This window comes from Streptomyces sp. NPDC001599 (assembly GCF_042893535.1).
Taxonomy (GTDB): domain Bacteria; phylum Actinomycetota; class Actinomycetes; order Streptomycetales; family Streptomycetaceae; genus Streptomyces.
The window spans coordinates 94,539-109,908 of sequence record NZ_JBIAVA010000002.1 but is presented as its reverse complement, the minus strand read 5'-3'; the positions used below and the strand labels follow the sequence as shown (position 1 = coordinate 109,908).

Genomic DNA, 15,370 nt, shown 5'->3' with positions numbered 1-15,370 from the left:
AGCTCCCCGTGCCGTCCACCAATGATCAGCCAGCAGCCGCTGCAACCCCAGGGAGCGTTGTGTCCCGTCGCCTGTTCACCTCGGAGTCCGTGACCGAAGGTCACCCCGACAAGATCGCTGACCAGATCAGCGACACGATTCTCGACGCGCTTCTGCGCGAGGACCCGACCTCCCGGGTCGCCGTCGAAACCCTGATCACCACCGGCCTGGTGCACGTGGCCGGCGAGGTCACGACCAAGGCCTACGCGGACATCGCCAACCTGGTCCGCGGCAAGATCCTGGAGATCGGCTACGACTCCTCCAAGAAGGGCTTCGACGGCGCCTCCTGCGGCGTCTCGGTCTCCATCGGCGCCCAGTCCCCGGACATCGCCCAGGGCGTGGACACGGCCTACGAGAACCGAGTCGAGGGTGACGAGGACGAGCTGGACCGGCAGGGCGCCGGCGACCAGGGCCTGATGTTCGGCTACGCGTCCGACGAGACGCCGACGCTGATGCCGCTGCCGGTCTTCCTGGCGCACCGCCTGTCCAAGCGCCTGTCCGAGGTCCGCAAGAACGGCACGATCCCCTACCTGCGTCCGGACGGCAAGACCCAGGTCACCATCGAGTACGACGGCGACAAGGCCGTCCGGCTGGACACGGTCGTCGTCTCCTCCCAGCACGCGAGCGACATCGACCTGGAGTCGTTGCTGGCCCCGGACATCAAGGAGTTCGTCGTCGAGCCGGAGCTGAAGGCGCTCCTCGAGGACGGCATCAAGATCGACACGGAGAACTACCGCCTCCTGGTCAACCCGACCGGCCGCTTCGAGATCGGCGGCCCGATGGGCGACGCCGGTCTGACCGGCCGCAAGATCATCATCGACACCTACGGCGGCATGGCCCGGCACGGCGGCGGCGCCTTCTCCGGCAAGGACCCGTCGAAGGTGGACCGCTCCGCGGCGTACGCGATGCGCTGGGTCGCCAAGAACGTCGTGGCCGCGGGTCTCGCCGCGCGCTGCGAGGTCCAGGTCGCCTACGCCATCGGCAAGGCCGAGCCGGTCGGTCTGTTCGTGGAGACCTTCGGCACCGCCAAGGTCGACACCGAGAAGATCGAGAAGGCGATCGACGAGGTCTTCGACCTGCGCCCGGCCGCCATCATCCGCGATCTCGACCTGCTGCGCCCGATCTACGCCCAGACCGCGGCGTACGGTCACTTCGGCCGTGAGCTGCCCGACTTCACGTGGGAGCGCACCGACCGCGTGGACGCGCTGCGCGAGGCCGCGGGCCTGTAGGGATCCGGGGCGCACCGCGCCCCAGGGCACGTGACGAGGCCCGGCGCTCCCCGAGGGGGCGCCGGGCCTCGCCACATGTTCCGGCCCGGGCGGTGTTGTCAGTGGCCTTTGCGAGAATGCAGGCGTGAGCAGCGAGAACGGACCGGAGCAGGACGGCGCGCGGGACGCGCCGCCCGAGCAGCTCGCGCTCATCCGGGAGACGGTGCGCAGGACGGCGACGCCGAGGGCCAAGCCGCGCACCTGGCGCGGGGCCGCGCTCGCCAAGGAGCTGCCGGTCGCCAGGGTCCTCGTCGACAAGGGCGTGCTGCACCTCGACCGGTACTTCGACTACGCCGTACCCGAGGAGCTGGACGCCGAGGCCCAGCCGGGCGTGCGGGTGCGGGTGCGCTTCGGCGCCGGACGGCACCGGGTGCGGGACGGTCGGCGCGAGGGCGGCGGGCTCATCGACGGCTACCTCGTCGAGCGGCGGGCGGAGTCCGACTACGCCGGGCCGCTGGCCGCGCTGGCCCAGGTCGTCTCGCCCGAGCGGATCCTCGACGAAGAGCTGCTCGGCCTCGTCCGGGCGGTCGCGGACCGGTACGCGGGCAGCGTCGCCGACGTCCTCCAGCTCGCCGTACCACCGCGCAACGCGCGCGCCGAGAAGCGGACCTCGCCGCAGCCGCTGCCCGCACCACCGGTCCCCGAGCCGGGGTCGTGGGCGCGATACGAGCAGGGGGCCCCGTTCGTGGCCGCCCTCGCGTCCGGCGGCTCGCCCCGGGCGGTGTGGAACGCGCTGCCCGGCCCGCAGTGGACGGACGAGCTGGCGCGGGCCGTCGCGGCGACGCTGGCCTCCGGCCGGGGCGCCCTCGTGGTCCTCCCGGACGGGCGGGCGGTGGCCCGCGCCGACGCCGCGCTCACCGCGCTCCTGGGCGAGGGACGGCACGCGGTGCTCACCGCCGACGCCGGTCCCGAGAAGCGGTACGCGCAGTGGCTCGCGGTGCGCCGGGGGGCCGTACGGGCCGTGATCGGGACCAGGGCCGCCATGTTCGCGCCGGTTCGGGACCTCGGCCTGGTCGCCCTGTGGGACGACGGCGACGACAGCCACAGCGAGCCGCACGCCCCGCAGCCGCACGCGCGCGAGGTGCTGCTGCTGCGCGCCGCCCAGGACCGGTGCGCCTTCCTGCTGGGCGGCTGGAGCTGCACCGTGGAGGCGGCCCAGCTCGTGGAGACCGGCTGGGCCCGGCCGCTGATCGCCGCGCGGGAGCAGGTACGGGCCGCCGTGCCGCTGGTGCGGACCGTGGGGGACCAGGACCTGGCCCGGGACGAGGCCGCCCGCGCCGCGCGGCTGCCCACCCTGGCCTGGCAGGCCGTCCGGGACGGGCTGCGGCACGGACCGGTACTCGTGCAGGTGCCCCGGCGGGGTTACGTACCCCGGATGGCCTGCGCGGCGTGCCGGACCCCCGCGCGGTGCCGGCACTGTTCGGGGCCCCTGGAGGGGCAGGAGTCCGGATCCGCCCTGCGGTGCGGCTGGTGCGGGCGTGAGGAGAACGCCTGGCACTGCCCGGAGTGCGGGGCGTTCCGGTTGCGGGCGCAGATCGTGGGTGCCCGGCGCACCGCGGAGGAGCTGGGGCGGGCCTTCCCGGCCGTGCCCGTGCGCACCTCCGGGCGGGAGCACGTGCTGGACACCGTGCCCGAGACCCCGGCGCTGGTGGTGAGCACCCCGGGGGCCGAACCCGTGGCGGAGGGCGGCTACGCGGCGGCGCTGCTGCTCGACGGCTGGGCGATGCTCGGCCGTCCCGATCTGCGTGCCGGAGAGGACGCGCTGCGGCGTTGGCTGGCCGCCGCCGCCCTGGTACGCCCGCAGAGTGCCGGGGGCACCGTCGTCGCGGTCGCCGAGCCGACGCTGCGGCCGGTGCAGGCGCTGGTGCGCTGGGACCCGGCCGGACACGCGCTGCGAGAGCTGGCGGAACGGGCCGAGCTGGGCTTTCCGCCGGTGTCGCGGATGGCGGCCGTGGCGGGGCCGCCGGAGGCCGTGACCGGCTTCCTCGACGCGGTCGAACTGCCCCGGGAGGCGGAGGTGCTCGGCCCGGTGCCGCTGCCGGTCACGCCGGCGGGGCGGCCGCGGCGGGTCGGGGGGCCGCCGCCCGGGGAGCACTGGGAGCGTGCGCTGGTCCGGGTCCCGCCGGGGCGCGGGGCGGCGCTGGCCGGTGCGCTGAAGGCCGCCCAGGCGGCACGGACGGCCCGGGGGAGCGAAACGGCGGTGTGGGTGCGGATCGATCCGCCCGACATCGGGTGAGGCGTGGGACACGCCGCGGCCCCGCCCTCCCGGGGGTGCAGGGAGGGCGGGGCCGGTGCCGATCAGCCGTTGCGCGGGCCGGGGAAGGCGGTCGGACGGACCTCGTCGCGCAGGGACGGGCTGCCGGACGTCGGCTGGGTCGGCATGGAGCGGGCTGCCGGGACCGTGGGCACCGGAGGGAGACCCGAGCCCACGTTGACCGGGTGCGTACCCGTCGGCTCCTGGGTGTGCTCGGTGGCCTCGGCGGCGGACACCGTCTGGGCGGCGGCGCGTCGGGAGCCGTAGCGCCGGTGCACCGCCTGCTTGGTGACGCCGAGGGCGGAGCCCACCGCGTCCCACGAGAAGCCGAGCGAACGGTCGAAGTCGACGGCGGCCGTGACCAGGGTCTCGACGCTGTCCCGCAGCTCCTGGGCGAGACGGACGGTCGGGGCGGGGGCGCGTCCGTAGACGACGAAGCCCGTGGAGGGGCCGGAGCGGCGCGGGCGGTAGACGTTGCCCAACTGGGCGGTGAGGGTGCGCAGTGCGTCCACCTGCCGGCGGACCCGCTCGATGTCCCGCACCAGCAAGTGCAGGCTGGCCCGAGCCTGGGCGTCGTGGGTTGCGTGGTCGGCCATGAACAAGCCTCTCGAACCGGCGTTGAAAGGAATCGGGCCGCGCGGGCGGCCCGGTGTGTCAACTCTTTCTTGACCAACGTGCGGGTGCGGGGTTGGTCACGGGGTGGGGGCGTGGGGGTTTGTTCGTGCGCCCCCTCGGCCTTCGGCCTCGGGGGGTCTCCCACCCGCGCACCACCCGTTCGCCGTCGGTCGAGAGGCTGAGCTCTCCCGTGACGGTGCCGCGCCGTCGGCGGCTTTCCCTCGTTCGACGGCTCGTAGACTGGGGCGTCGCCCGCAACAGCCCCCGCCCGAGAGGCCCGTCCCACCCATGAAGCTCGTCTTCGCCGGTACCCCTGAGGTCGCCGTTCCCGCCCTGGACGCCCTGATCGCCTCCGGGCGGCACGAGGTGGCCGCCGTCGTCACGCGGCCCGACGCTCCGGCCGGGCGGGGGCGCCGGCTGGTCGCCTCTCCCGTGGCCGAGCGGGCGGAGGAGGCGGGCATCGAGGTGCTCAAGCCCGCGAAGCCGCGCGACCCCGACTTCCTGGAGCGGCTGCGCGAGATCGCACCCGACTGCTGCCCCGTCGTCGCCTACGGCGCCCTGCTGCCCCGCGTCGCCCTGGACGTGCCCGCCCGCGGCTGGGTCAACCTGCACTTCTCGCTGCTGCCCGCCTGGCGCGGCGCCGCCCCCGTGCAGCACGCGCTGATGGCGGGCGACGAGATCACCGGCGCGTCCACCTTCCTGATCGAGGAGGGCCTGGACTCCGGCCCCGTCTACGGGACGGTCACCGAGACCGTCCGCCCCACCGACACCAGCGGCGACCTGCTGACCCGGCTGGCCTTCGCCGGGGCCGGCCTGCTCGCGGCCACCATGGACGGCATCGAGGACGGCAGCCTGGAGGCCGTGCCGCAGCCGGGCGAGGGCGTCACCCTGGCACCGAAGATCACCGTCGAGGACGCCCGGGTCGACTGGACCGCCCCGGCGCTGCGCGTGGACCGGGTGGTGCGCGGCTGCACCCCTGCCCCCGGCGCCTGGACCACCTTCCGGGGCGAGCGGCTCAAGCTCGTGCAGGCCGTTCCGCTGCCCGACCGGAGCGACCTCGCTCCGGGGCAGCTCGCCGCCGGGAAGAACAACGTGTACGTCGGCACCGGCTCGCACGCCGTCGAGCTGCTGTGGGTCCAGGCGCAGGGCAAGAAGCCGATGCGGGCCGCGGACTGGGCGCGCGGGGCGCGGATCACCGAGGGCGAGCGGGTCGGCGACTGACCCGCGCCGCAGCGTCTCCGCTTCACCGTTCACCTGCCCGGCGTACGCTGGTCAGCGCACTTCACCCCACACCCGGAGCACCTTTTTCGTGAGCGAGCAGCCCCGCCGTCCCCGCAAACCCGGCAAGCCGTACCGCAGGCCCCAGAAGGACCCCGTCCGCATGCTCGCCTTCGAGGCGCTCAGGGCGGTGGACGAGCGGGACGCGTACGCCAACCTCGTCCTGCCGCCCCTGCTGCGCAAGGCGCGGGAGAAGGAGGGCCCCGAGAAGTTCGACGCCCGGGACGCGGCCCTGGCGACCGAGCTGGTGTACGGGACGCTGCGGCGGCAGGGGACGTACGACGCGATCATCGCGGACTGCGTGGACCGGCCGCTGCGCGAGGTCGACCCGCCGGTGCTCGACGTCCTCAGCCTGGGCGTGCACCAGCTGCTCGGGACGCGCATCCCGAGCCACGCCGCCGTCTCCGCCTCCGTGGAGCTGGCGCGGGTCGTGCTCGGGGACGGACGGGCCAAGTTCGTCAACGCCGTGCTGCGCAAGGTCGCCCGGGACGACCTGGACGGCTGGCTGGAGCGGGTCGCCCCGCCCTACGACGAGGATCCCGAGGACCACCTGGCCGTCGTGCACTCGCACCCGCGCTGGGTCGTCTCGGCGCTGTGGGACTCGCTGGGCGGCGGCCGGGCGGGCATCGAGGAGCTGCTGGCCGCCGACAACGAACGCCCCGAGGTCACCCTCGTCGCGCGGCCGGGCCGGGCCACCCGCGAGGAACTGCTCGGCGAGGAGGCCGCCGTACCGGGGCGCTGGTCGCCGTACGCGGTGCGGCTGAGCGAGGGCGGCGAACCCGGGGCCGTCGAGGCCGTGCGGGAGGGCCGCGCCGGCGTGCAGGACGAGGGCAGCCAGCTGGTCGCCCTGGCCCTCGCCAACGCGCCCCTGGACGGACCGGACCGGCGCTGGCTGGACGGGTGCGCGGGCCCGGGGGGCAAGGCCGCGCTCCTCGCCGCGCTCGCCGCCGAGCGGGGTGCCTTCCTGCTGGCCTCCGAGAAGCAGCCGCACCGCGCCGGGCTCGTGGCCAGGGCCCTGGACGGAAATCCCGGCCCGTACCAGGTGATCGCCGCCGACGGGACCCGCCCGGCGTGGCGGCCCGGGAGCTTCGACCGCGTCCTGGTCGACGTGCCGTGCACGGGCCTGGGCGCTCTGCGGCGCCGCCCCGAGGCGCGCTGGCGGCGCCGCCCCGAGGACCTGGACGGCTTCGCCCCGCTCCAGCGCGGGCTGCTGCGCAGCGCCCTGGAGGCCGTACGGGTCGGGGGCGTCGTCGCCTACGCGACCTGCTCGCCGCATCTCGCCGAGACCCGCGCCGTCGTCACGGACGTCCTGAAGCAGCACCCCGGCACCGAGCTGCTCGACGCCCGGCCGCTGCTGCCCGGCGTCCCCGGCCTGGGCGAGGGGCCCGACGTCCAGCTGTGGCCGCATGTGCACGGCACGGACGCCATGTACCTGGCGCTCGTGCGCCGGACCTCGTGAACGACGTCGTCGGCCGGACCTCGTGAACGACACCCCCTAGCGTCTGCTCACCTTCACCCGCTCCCCGCCCGCCAGCTCCGGTTTCAGGTCCACCTGGACCTGATGCGTGGTCTGGTGGTCGACGGAGCCGCCCAGTTCGGCCGTCACCACGCCGATCCGGACGCCGCCCCGGCCGCTGCCCGCGCGGTGGACCTGCACGGTGAAGGTCAGGCTCACGTTCTCCACGGCGAAACCGAGGTCCCGGCCCTCCGCGTCGGCGCGGGCCTCCTCCAGTTCGCCCCGGATCCGGCCGATCACCTCGGCCAGTCCCACGAAACCCGGTTCGTTCGTCAAATCGCCTCCGTACAAAGCCCGTTCACTCTTGTCGCAGCAGTATGCGACAGGAGCAGACGCCCGTATAGTTCGCATATGGCTGCTGGCGGGGGAGGCCCGGCCGTCTCGTCGATGACGACGCCGAGCTGGGCGGTGCGGATCCGGGGCGCGGACGGGGAGATCGCGGGAGCCGGCATTCTGCTGACTCCGCACTGGGTGCTCACCTGCGCCCATGTGGTGGACCGGACGGCGGACGTGATGACCGCGGAGTTCGTCGGCGCGGCCGGCCACGGCGTGCCCGCGGTCCCCGCCAGGCTGGAGCGCGACGCCTACGTGCCCGAGACGCTGGACGCCGACGGCGACCCCAGCGGAGATGTGGCGCTGCTGCGGCTGGAGCGGCCCCGCCCCGTCGAGGAAACGGTTCGGCTGCACCGGCTGTCCGCACCCAACCGTGAGGTGCGGATGTACGGCTTCCCGTACGAGCACAACGGCGGCATCTGGTTCCGCGCCACCGCCGTCGGGGTCTGCGGACGCGACGGACAGGTCCAGCTGATCCCTGCCAGCCCCGGTGAGCTGGCCAGCCCGGGGTGCAGCGGCGCGGGCGTCGCCGACAGCGACACCGGCGAGGTCATCGGCATGGTGCTCAGCGGCCAGGAGGACCGGCACGGCAACCGGTTCTCCTTCATGAGTCCGGTCGAGACCATCGTGCGCCACCTGCCCCGGCTCGACGACGTCACCACGGGTCCCAGCGCCGTCGACCCCCAACTGCGGTCCACCGCCGACGACATACTGCCGGAGCTGCTCGACCGGCCGTTCGCCCAGCGCCTCGCCGCCTGGCTGCGCGACGACGGCAGCCAGGTCAAGATCAGCGTCGTCCGGCACGGCGACGCGGCGCGCGAGGCCACTCTGCGCCGCGCCATCACCCTCGCCGACCGCGAGTTGCGCACACCGGTCTCCGTCGACCGGGCCTCCCTCGACCCGCCGGGCACCGTTCCGTCGGCCGGCGGTCACGACCTCGCCGTCTACGCGCAGGGGCGGACCTCGGCCGGTATCGCCGAGCGGATCGCCGAACGCCTGGGACTGACGCTGCACCCGGAGGAAGCCCCGCTCGACCGTATCCGCGCCGCGAGGGCCATCCTCAACCTGGTCGTCGTCGGAGTCGACGAGGCCGTCGATCCGCTCGGCGTGCTGGACCTGCTGGACGTGCTGCGTGCCGACGGCAGCCGCCTGCTGCTCGTCCTGCGCACCGCCGGGGACTGCTACCGCCGTGCCCGCGAGCAACTGGTCACCGGGCCCGCGCGGGGGCGGCGTGCCCGGCTCGTCGAGCGGCTGAGGGAGATCACCGGTCCGCTCGCCGAGGACCTGCGCGAACGCCTCGCCGCCGTGCTGCCGCAGGGTATGCGCCCCCTCGACGCCGACCTGGTGGCCGCACACGCCGCCCTCGCCGACCTGCTCCGCGCGGCGGGCGCAACGGACCCCGACGGGGACGGCCGTGGGGAAGCGGACCCCGGACCCGGCCCGGACCTCGCGCGGTACGAGCGGCTGGCCGACCGGGTCGGGGGCCGGCTGACGGCGGGTGTCGCGGCACTCGACCGGCTCCGCGACCGGCGCGACGAACTCGCCGGGCGCCTGCGGAGCTACCAGGTCCTGCATCAGCACTCCCTGCGGGGCGAGGAGGACCCGGCGGTGGACGGCCTCTACCTCCGGGCCCACACCCTGCTTCGGGCACGGCCCTGCGACGTACGCGCGGCGGAAGCGGCGGTGGACGCCTACACCCGGCGCGTCGACGGCCACGACGGCCACGACGGCCACGACGGAGGTGACGGCCACGACGGACCGGGCGCCCGGGACGGCCACGGGGCCCGGCACGGCCACCCCGCCCGGGAGGGCCACGGCGGTGGGGACAGTCACGGAACAAAGGACAGCCACGGAGCAAAGGACAGCCACGGAGCACCGGACGGCCACGGCGGAGGGGATGCGCCATGACACCGAGAACGGCCCGGCACGACCCACGGCCGCACGGGGAGTCACCGGCATGAGCGGAAGAGCATGCGCCAGAGCCGACTGCCGGGGCGGCCACATCATGGTCACCGGGTTCTGCGACACCTGCTTCCGCCGGCCCCTCGTACCCGAACCCTCCGCCACCCCGCCCGACACCGGCCCGGCCGGGCCTGACGCACCGGCGCAGCCCGCGCAGAGCCCGGGGGCCCCGACCGCCGGAGAGCTGGACCGCGACGGGCTGCTGGTCCTGCCCCACCTGTCCTCCCCGGATCCCTCCGAGGCCGCCGACACCGTCGCCCGGCCCCCCACCGGCGGCCGGCGCTGCGGCGTCGACAACTGCGCCGGCACCATCGGGGTCTCCTACGACGGCGGCCCCGCGCCCGACCACGGGTTCTGCCCGGAGTGCGGGACGGAGTACTCGTTCCGGCCGAAGCTGCGCCCCGGAGACCGGGTCGGCGGGCACTACACGGTGCTCGGCTACCTCGCCGTCGGCGGCCACGGCTGGGTCTACCTCGCCGAGGACACCCGGGTGCCCGGCCTGCACGTCGTCCTCAAGGGCCTGATCAACACCGGCGACGCCGTGGCCCGCCGGGCGGCCGTCGAGGAGCGCCGCTCGCTGACCACGCTGCACCACCGCGACATCGTCCGCATCGTCACCCACGTCCAGCACCAGGTGCCCGGCGACGCCGAACCGACCGGCTACATCGTGATGGAGTACGTCGGCGGCCGGTCCCTGTCCTGGATCCGCTTCGCCCCCGAGGAGGACCTGGCGCGGCTGTTCGGCGCCCGCGGCTTCGAGTTCGGGCACGTCATCACGTACGGCTGCAAGATCCTCGGCGCCCTGGAGTACCTGCACGACCGGGGCCTGCTCTACTGCGACATGAAGCCCGAGAACGTCATCCACTACGGCCGCGAGATCAAGGTCATCGACCTGGGCGCCATCCGCCGGATCGACGACCGCTCCTCCGGACTCGTCCACACCCACGGCTACGCCCCGCCGAAGCGCGAACGCGACCGGCGCGGACTCGACGTCGACAGCGACCTCTACACCGTCGGCCGGACCCTCAAGGTGCTCGCCGAACGCGCCACCCGGCCCGCCGGACTGGCCGCCCGCTCCTTCGAGGCGCTGATCCGCCGCGCCACCCATCCCGAGCCCGCCGCCCGGTTCCGTTCCGCGGCCGAGATGTCCCGCCAGCTGTGGGAGGTGCTGCGCGAGGACCAGGCCCTCGGCGGGCGCGACCCGTATCCCGAGCGCTCCACCCGCTTCGAGCCCACCGCGGCGGTCTTCGGCGCCGCCCTCGGCACCGTCCCGGCGCTCCAGTGGTGGACCCGGCGCCCCACGACCGGGACACCCGAGCTGCCGGACGGCGCCCCCGAACCCCGGGCGGTGGCCCGGGCCCTGCCCGTCCCGCTCCCCGACGCCTCGGACCCGGCGGCCGTACTGCTCGGCGGGCTCGCCGCGGACACCCCCGACCGCATCGCCGAACGGGCGGAGGGCGACCCGGCGCTGCGGACCGTGGAGACGGCGCTGTGGCTGTGCCGCGCCTATCTGGACGCCGGGGACGCCGCACGGGCCGAGGAGTGGGTGGCCCGCGCCAAGGGGTGGAGCGGCGACTACGACTGGCGGATCTTCTGGCACCGGGGACTGGTCCACCTGACGCGCGGCGCGGTGGACAAGGCGGAGGACGAGTTCGCCGCCACCTACGCGGCCCTGCCCGGCGAGGCGGCGCCCAAGCTGGCGCTGGGCTTCTGCGCCGAGTACCTCGCGGAGCGGCCCCGCGAATCCGCGGCGGGAGGAGCCGGACCGGCCGACGCACAGGCCGCCGCCCGGACGCGGGCCCGTGAGGCGCAGGCCGAGGAGTTCTACGAGGCCGTCCTGCGGCGCGACCCCACCCAGGGCAGCGCCGCCTTCGGACTGGCCCGCGTCCGGCTGCGCCGCGCCGGACGCCGCCCGGCCGTCGACGTCCTGGACGGCGTGCCGACCACCTCCCGGCACTACGACGCCGCCCGCGTCGCGGCGGTGCGGATCCTGACCGGCAGGCTGCCGGAGCGGCCCGCCCCGCTCGCCGCCGAACTGCGCGAGGCCGCCGAACGGCTGGCGGGGCTGCACCTGGACGGCAGCGGGTCCTGGGACCGGCTGGTGACCGAACTGCGCGAGCACGCGCTCGTCTGCCGCCCGCCCGGCGGCTGGGGGAAGGGCTTCCCCGCCGGCGAGCTGTTCGGCCCGCAGGACACCGAGGAGGTGCTGCGCACGCTGCTGTCCGGGTCGCTCAGGCGCCTCGCCGACCAGGCGGGCAGCGTCGGCGAGCGCGGCGACCTGCTGGACACGGCGTACGCGGTGCTCCCGGCACCGGCCGGGCTGCGCGAACTGGTGCGAGGGTGGCGGCGTACGGCGTGAGCACGAAGGCACGAGAGCACGTGAGGGTGCGAGGCAGCGACGACGGTGGGCGAGGGGGCACGGACACGTGGAGACAGGAACGCCCCGGACGGGCGAGGCCGCCGGACAGGTGGCGGCCGAACTGGAGATCAGCCAGTGGAAGTACCTGCCCAGTGAGGCGGGCGACCCGCAGATGCACGCGATCCTCAGCGTGCGCGTGGACGGCACCGGGGGCGACGGCCACCCGGGCGGCCCGTTGCTCGCGCAGGTGCTGGCCATGGACTGCTCCAGCTCGATGACCTGGCCGGTGGAGAAGCTGCACGCGGCGCAGCAGGCGGCCGTCGCGGCGATCCGCAAGCTGCCCGACGGCACCCCGTTCGCGGTGGTCCGGGGCAACGAGCAGGCGGCCGTGGTGTACCCGGACACCCCGCGCATGGCCCGCGCCTCCGCCCGCACCCGGGCGCGGGCGGAACGAGCGGTGCGCGAGACGGTCGCGGGCGGCGGCACCTGCATCGGCGCCTGGCTGGACCTGAGCCGCCGGCTGCTGACGGAGCAGGACGCCCCCATCGGGCACGTCCTGCTGCTCACCGACGGCAAGAACCAGCACGACGAGCAGATGCCACTCGACCGGGTGCTGGAGGAGTGCGCGGGCCGGTTCGTCTGCGACGCCTGGGGCATCGGTGACGGCTGGGACGGCCGGGAACTGCTGCGGATCACCAGCCGGCTGCACGGCAGCGCCTCCTCCGTGCGCGAGGAGGAGGCCCTGCCCGGGGAGTACGAGCAGTTGATGAACCGCCTGCTCACCAAGACCGTCCCCGAACTGGTCGTCTCCGTGACCGCCATGCCCGGGTGCACCGTGCGCTACCTCAAACAGGTCTTCCCCACCGAGGCGGAGCTGACCGCCGAGGACGGCACCGGCCGGTTCGTCACCCGGGCCTGGGGCGACGAGACGCGCCGCTACCAGCTCTGCCTGGCCGCCGACCCGACCGGCCGCCCACGTCGGGAGGATCTCCAGCTCGCCGTGGTCGCCGTCGACGTACCCGGCGGCGGCGAGGTCCGGCTGCCGCCGCCGCAGCCCTGCCTGGTGCACTGGACCGACGATCCGGCCCTGTCCCGGCACACCGACGCCCAGGTCGAGCACTTCGAGCAGCACCAGCGGCTCGGCGAGGCCGTCGCCGCCGCCACCGACGCCCATCGCCGGGGACAGCGCGACCTGGCCGAACAGCAGCTCGGCCGGGCCGTGCGGCTCGCCCACGCCATGGGCGCCGACGAGCAGCTGGCCCGGCTGGCCCGGCTGGTGCGGATCGAGGACGTGCCGTCCGGCCGGGTCGCCCTGCGCCCCGAGGTCACGGCCGTCGACTTCCAGCACCTGATCACCGCGAGCAGCCACAGCACCTACGGCCCCGCATCCGGCACCGGAACCGGCCTCGGGACCGGCTCCGGAGCGGCAGGCGGCGCGCCGGGCGGCGGGGCCATGGTGCCCTGCCCGGCCTGCTCGCGGAACGCTCCGGCGGCCGCCCGGTTCTGCCCGGCCTGCGGCCACCGCTTCGAGGCGCGGCCGTGAGCACCACCGGCCGGGACCTCGTACGCCGACTCAGGCTGCTCCTGGTGCTGGCGACCGCGACCACCCTCGCGCTGTTCTTCGCCTACCGAGGCGTGCACGACGACACCGTTCCCCTGTCCACCGCGAGCACGCCCGGCATCCGCGCCGTCGACACCGCGCAGAGCGCGCTGCGCCAGGCGAACGCCGTGGTCCGCGAGACCGGCGCCGAGGGCGACACCAGCGGCGAGTTCCTCACCCAGGTCTCGGTCGCCCAGCAGAGCCTCGCCCTGGCCGCCTCGGAGAACGTCACCGGCCTGGCGGGCCGCCACGACGTCCAGACCGTCACCGGGCTGATCGCCGTCTACTCGGGCTGGGTGGAGCGCCGGGGCCGCGAACCGGACGGCTCACCGCTGCGCGCCGCCTTCCTCCACTACGCCGAGAAGGTGCTCGGTCTCGAGGCCGAGGCCGGAACCGAGGGCGACATCATGAGCCGCCTGGACGCCCTGCGCGGCGAACAGCTGGCCGAGGCCCGGCGGCAGGCCGCCTTCCCCTGGGAGCTGTGGCTCGGCTGGTGCACCGTCGCGGTGCTGTACGCGGCCCTGTGCGGGGCGCTGCTGGAGAGCCAGCGGTTCCTGCGGCGCCGTTTCCGGCGGCCCGTGCAACTGCGGTTGCTGGCCGCCACCGCGGTGTGCGCCGTCGGCGTGCCCGTGCTGGCCTGGCAGACCGTCTCGGCGCACCGCGCGATGACCGACTCCGTCGCCGAGGTACGGGTGCCGCCGGCCGCCCCGGACGCCATCCCCGAGGTGGCCGACGAGGTGCAGGGCGCGCTCGCGGACGCCGGGTTCTGGGCCTCGCTGTCCGACTGGATACTGCTGGGAGGGGCCGTGGTGGTGGCGCTGACGCTGTGGGGACTGTGGCCGCGGATCGCCGAGTACCGGTTCCGGGGGCAGCGATGAGCCGCCCGAGCACCCGCACCCTCGGCATCCTCTGCCTCTGTCTGGTCCTGCTCGGGGCCGGGGTGTACGCCGGAGTGCGCTGGGCGCGCGACTGGCAGGGCTCGGTCACCCTGCTCGCCAACTGGAGCGGCACCGAGCGCGAGCAGTTCGAGGAGCACGTCATCGAGCCGTTCGAGGAGAAGTACCGGATCGACGTCGTCTACCAGGGCAGCTCCGCGCTCAGCCAGGTGCTGGCCGCCGACATGGCGGCCGGGAACCCGCCCGACGTGGCGGTGCTGCCCGGCCCCGGCGAACTGCTCGCCTACGCCGCCGACGGCCGGCTCCACCCGCTGGACGGCCTCTTCGACGCCCGTGACTACGACCGGTTCTGGGCTCCCGAGGTCACCGTGCCGGGACAGGGTGCCCACACGTACTGGCTGCCCGTGAAGACCGGCCTCAAGAGCATGGTGTGGTACGCCGGACCGGCACCGACGGCCGGGACGGCCGGCCCTCCGGCACGGTGGTGCGCCGGTCTGGAGTCCGGCGCGACCTCCGGCTGGCCGGGCACCGACTGGGTGGAGGACATCCTGCTCCAGCAGGCCGGTCCACGGGTGTACGAGGAGTGGGCCAACGGCAGGCTGCCGTGGACCGACGACGCCGTGCGCAGGGCCTGGACGACCTGGGCCGACCTGGTGGGCGCGGGCGACCGCGCCCGCGTCGAGCAGGTGCTGACCACCGCCTTCGACGCCGACTGCGGGCCGGGCCGCCTGGAGCACCAGGGTTCCTTCCGGGCCGGGCACTGGAGGGAGGAGGGCGGCGATCACGTCCACTCCTCCGAGGTCGTGCCCGGCGCCGGAGCGGAGGCCGGAGCCTGGGAGGTCTCCGGCGACCTCGCGGCCGTACTGAACCCGACCCCGGAGGCCGAGCGGCTGATCCGCTACCTCGCCGACCCCGACACCGCGCTGCCGGAGTACACGGCGAACAGGACGGCCGGGGCCGAGGGCGGCCAGGACGCCACCGAGCGGGAGATCGGGGCCATCCTGCGCGAACCCGGCCGAACCCGCTGCTGGGACGCCTCCGACGCGATGCCCCGCACCACCCGCGACGCCTTCCACCAGGCAGTCCTGCGCACCTTCGCCGACCCGACCGACCTGAACACCCGCCTGAAAGAACTCGAAGCGCTCCGCAGGTCCCAGAACCTGCCGGTATGCAGCGCCGGCTGAGACGCGCCCAGAAGGGGCGCGGGGAACTGCGCGAGCAACCCACCACCGGGCCCGCACCCGAAGAAC

Annotated in this window: 11 protein-coding genes; 9 read left to right on the top strand and 2 right to left on the bottom strand. The window is 75.0% G+C overall.

The annotated features are described in order from the left end of the window. The first annotated feature begins 59 nt into the window (after positions 1-59). Positions 60-1,268, top strand: a complete 1,209-nt coding sequence (gene metK, locus ACFYZ3_RS05090) for a methionine adenosyltransferase (RefSeq protein ID WP_087810371.1) — start codon at positions 60-62, stop codon at positions 1,266-1,268. Positions 1,269-1,392: 124 nt separating this feature from the next. After that, complete coding sequence (locus ACFYZ3_RS05085) at positions 1,393-3,543, top strand: primosomal protein N' (RefSeq protein ID WP_388514094.1); 2,151 nt, start codon at positions 1,393-1,395, stop codon at positions 3,541-3,543. A 62-nt stretch (positions 3,544-3,605) separates the two neighbouring features. Here ACFYZ3_RS05085 and ACFYZ3_RS05080 read toward each other — a convergent pair whose 3' ends face one another. Continuing rightward, positions 3,606-4,157, bottom strand: a complete 552-nt coding sequence (locus tag ACFYZ3_RS05080; protein WP_388514092.1) for a hypothetical protein — start codon at positions 4,155-4,157, stop codon at positions 3,606-3,608. A 307-nt stretch (positions 4,158-4,464) separates the two neighbouring features. Between ACFYZ3_RS05080 and fmt the strand changes: the two genes are divergently transcribed. Then, positions 4,465-5,397: a methionyl-tRNA formyltransferase gene (fmt, locus tag ACFYZ3_RS05075; protein ID WP_388514091.1), complete on the top strand. Its 933-nt coding sequence runs from the start codon at positions 4,465-4,467 to the stop codon at positions 5,395-5,397. Between the two features lie 88 nt (positions 5,398-5,485). Beyond that, on the top strand, positions 5,486-6,913 hold the full coding sequence (locus ACFYZ3_RS05070; RefSeq protein ID WP_388514090.1) for an RsmB/NOP family class I SAM-dependent RNA methyltransferase: 1,428 nt from the start codon (positions 5,486-5,488) through the stop codon (positions 6,911-6,913). Positions 6,914-6,949: 36 nt separating this feature from the next. Here ACFYZ3_RS05070 and ACFYZ3_RS05065 read toward each other — a convergent pair whose 3' ends face one another. Further along, a complete protein-coding gene (locus tag ACFYZ3_RS05065) occupies positions 6,950-7,246 on the bottom strand; it encodes a trypco2 family protein (RefSeq protein WP_016325785.1) in 297 nt (98 codons plus the stop codon). A 75-nt stretch (positions 7,247-7,321) separates the two neighbouring features. Here ACFYZ3_RS05065 and ACFYZ3_RS05060 point away from each other — a divergent pair, with 75 nt between their 5' ends. From ACFYZ3_RS05060 to ACFYZ3_RS05040, 5 genes are all read left to right on the top strand, one after another. Further along, positions 7,322-9,211 (top strand): trypsin-like serine protease, encoded by a 1,890-nt coding sequence (locus tag ACFYZ3_RS05060; RefSeq protein ID WP_388514089.1) that lies wholly within the window; start codon positions 7,322-7,324, stop codon positions 9,209-9,211. A gap of 49 nt (positions 9,212-9,260) precedes the next feature. Beyond that, positions 9,261-11,624, top strand: a complete 2,364-nt coding sequence (locus ACFYZ3_RS05055) for a tetratricopeptide repeat protein (protein WP_388514087.1) — start codon at positions 9,261-9,263, stop codon at positions 11,622-11,624. 67 nt (positions 11,625-11,691) lie between these two features. Beyond that, positions 11,692-13,167 carry a VWA domain-containing protein gene (locus tag ACFYZ3_RS05050; protein WP_388514086.1) on the top strand — a complete coding sequence of 492 codons (1,476 nt, stop codon included), beginning with the start codon at positions 11,692-11,694 and terminating at the stop codon, positions 13,165-13,167. Continuing rightward, positions 13,164-14,102 (top strand): hypothetical protein, encoded by a 939-nt coding sequence (locus ACFYZ3_RS05045; RefSeq protein ID WP_361010929.1) that lies wholly within the window; start codon positions 13,164-13,166, stop codon positions 14,100-14,102. Before ACFYZ3_RS05050 ends, ACFYZ3_RS05045 begins: the two co-directional genes overlap by 4 nt. Beyond that, positions 14,099-15,304: an ABC transporter substrate-binding protein gene (locus tag ACFYZ3_RS05040; RefSeq protein ID WP_388514085.1), complete on the top strand. Its 1,206-nt coding sequence runs from the start codon at positions 14,099-14,101 to the stop codon at positions 15,302-15,304. Before ACFYZ3_RS05045 ends, ACFYZ3_RS05040 begins: the two co-directional genes overlap by 4 nt. The last annotated feature ends 66 nt before the right edge of the window (positions 15,305-15,370 follow it).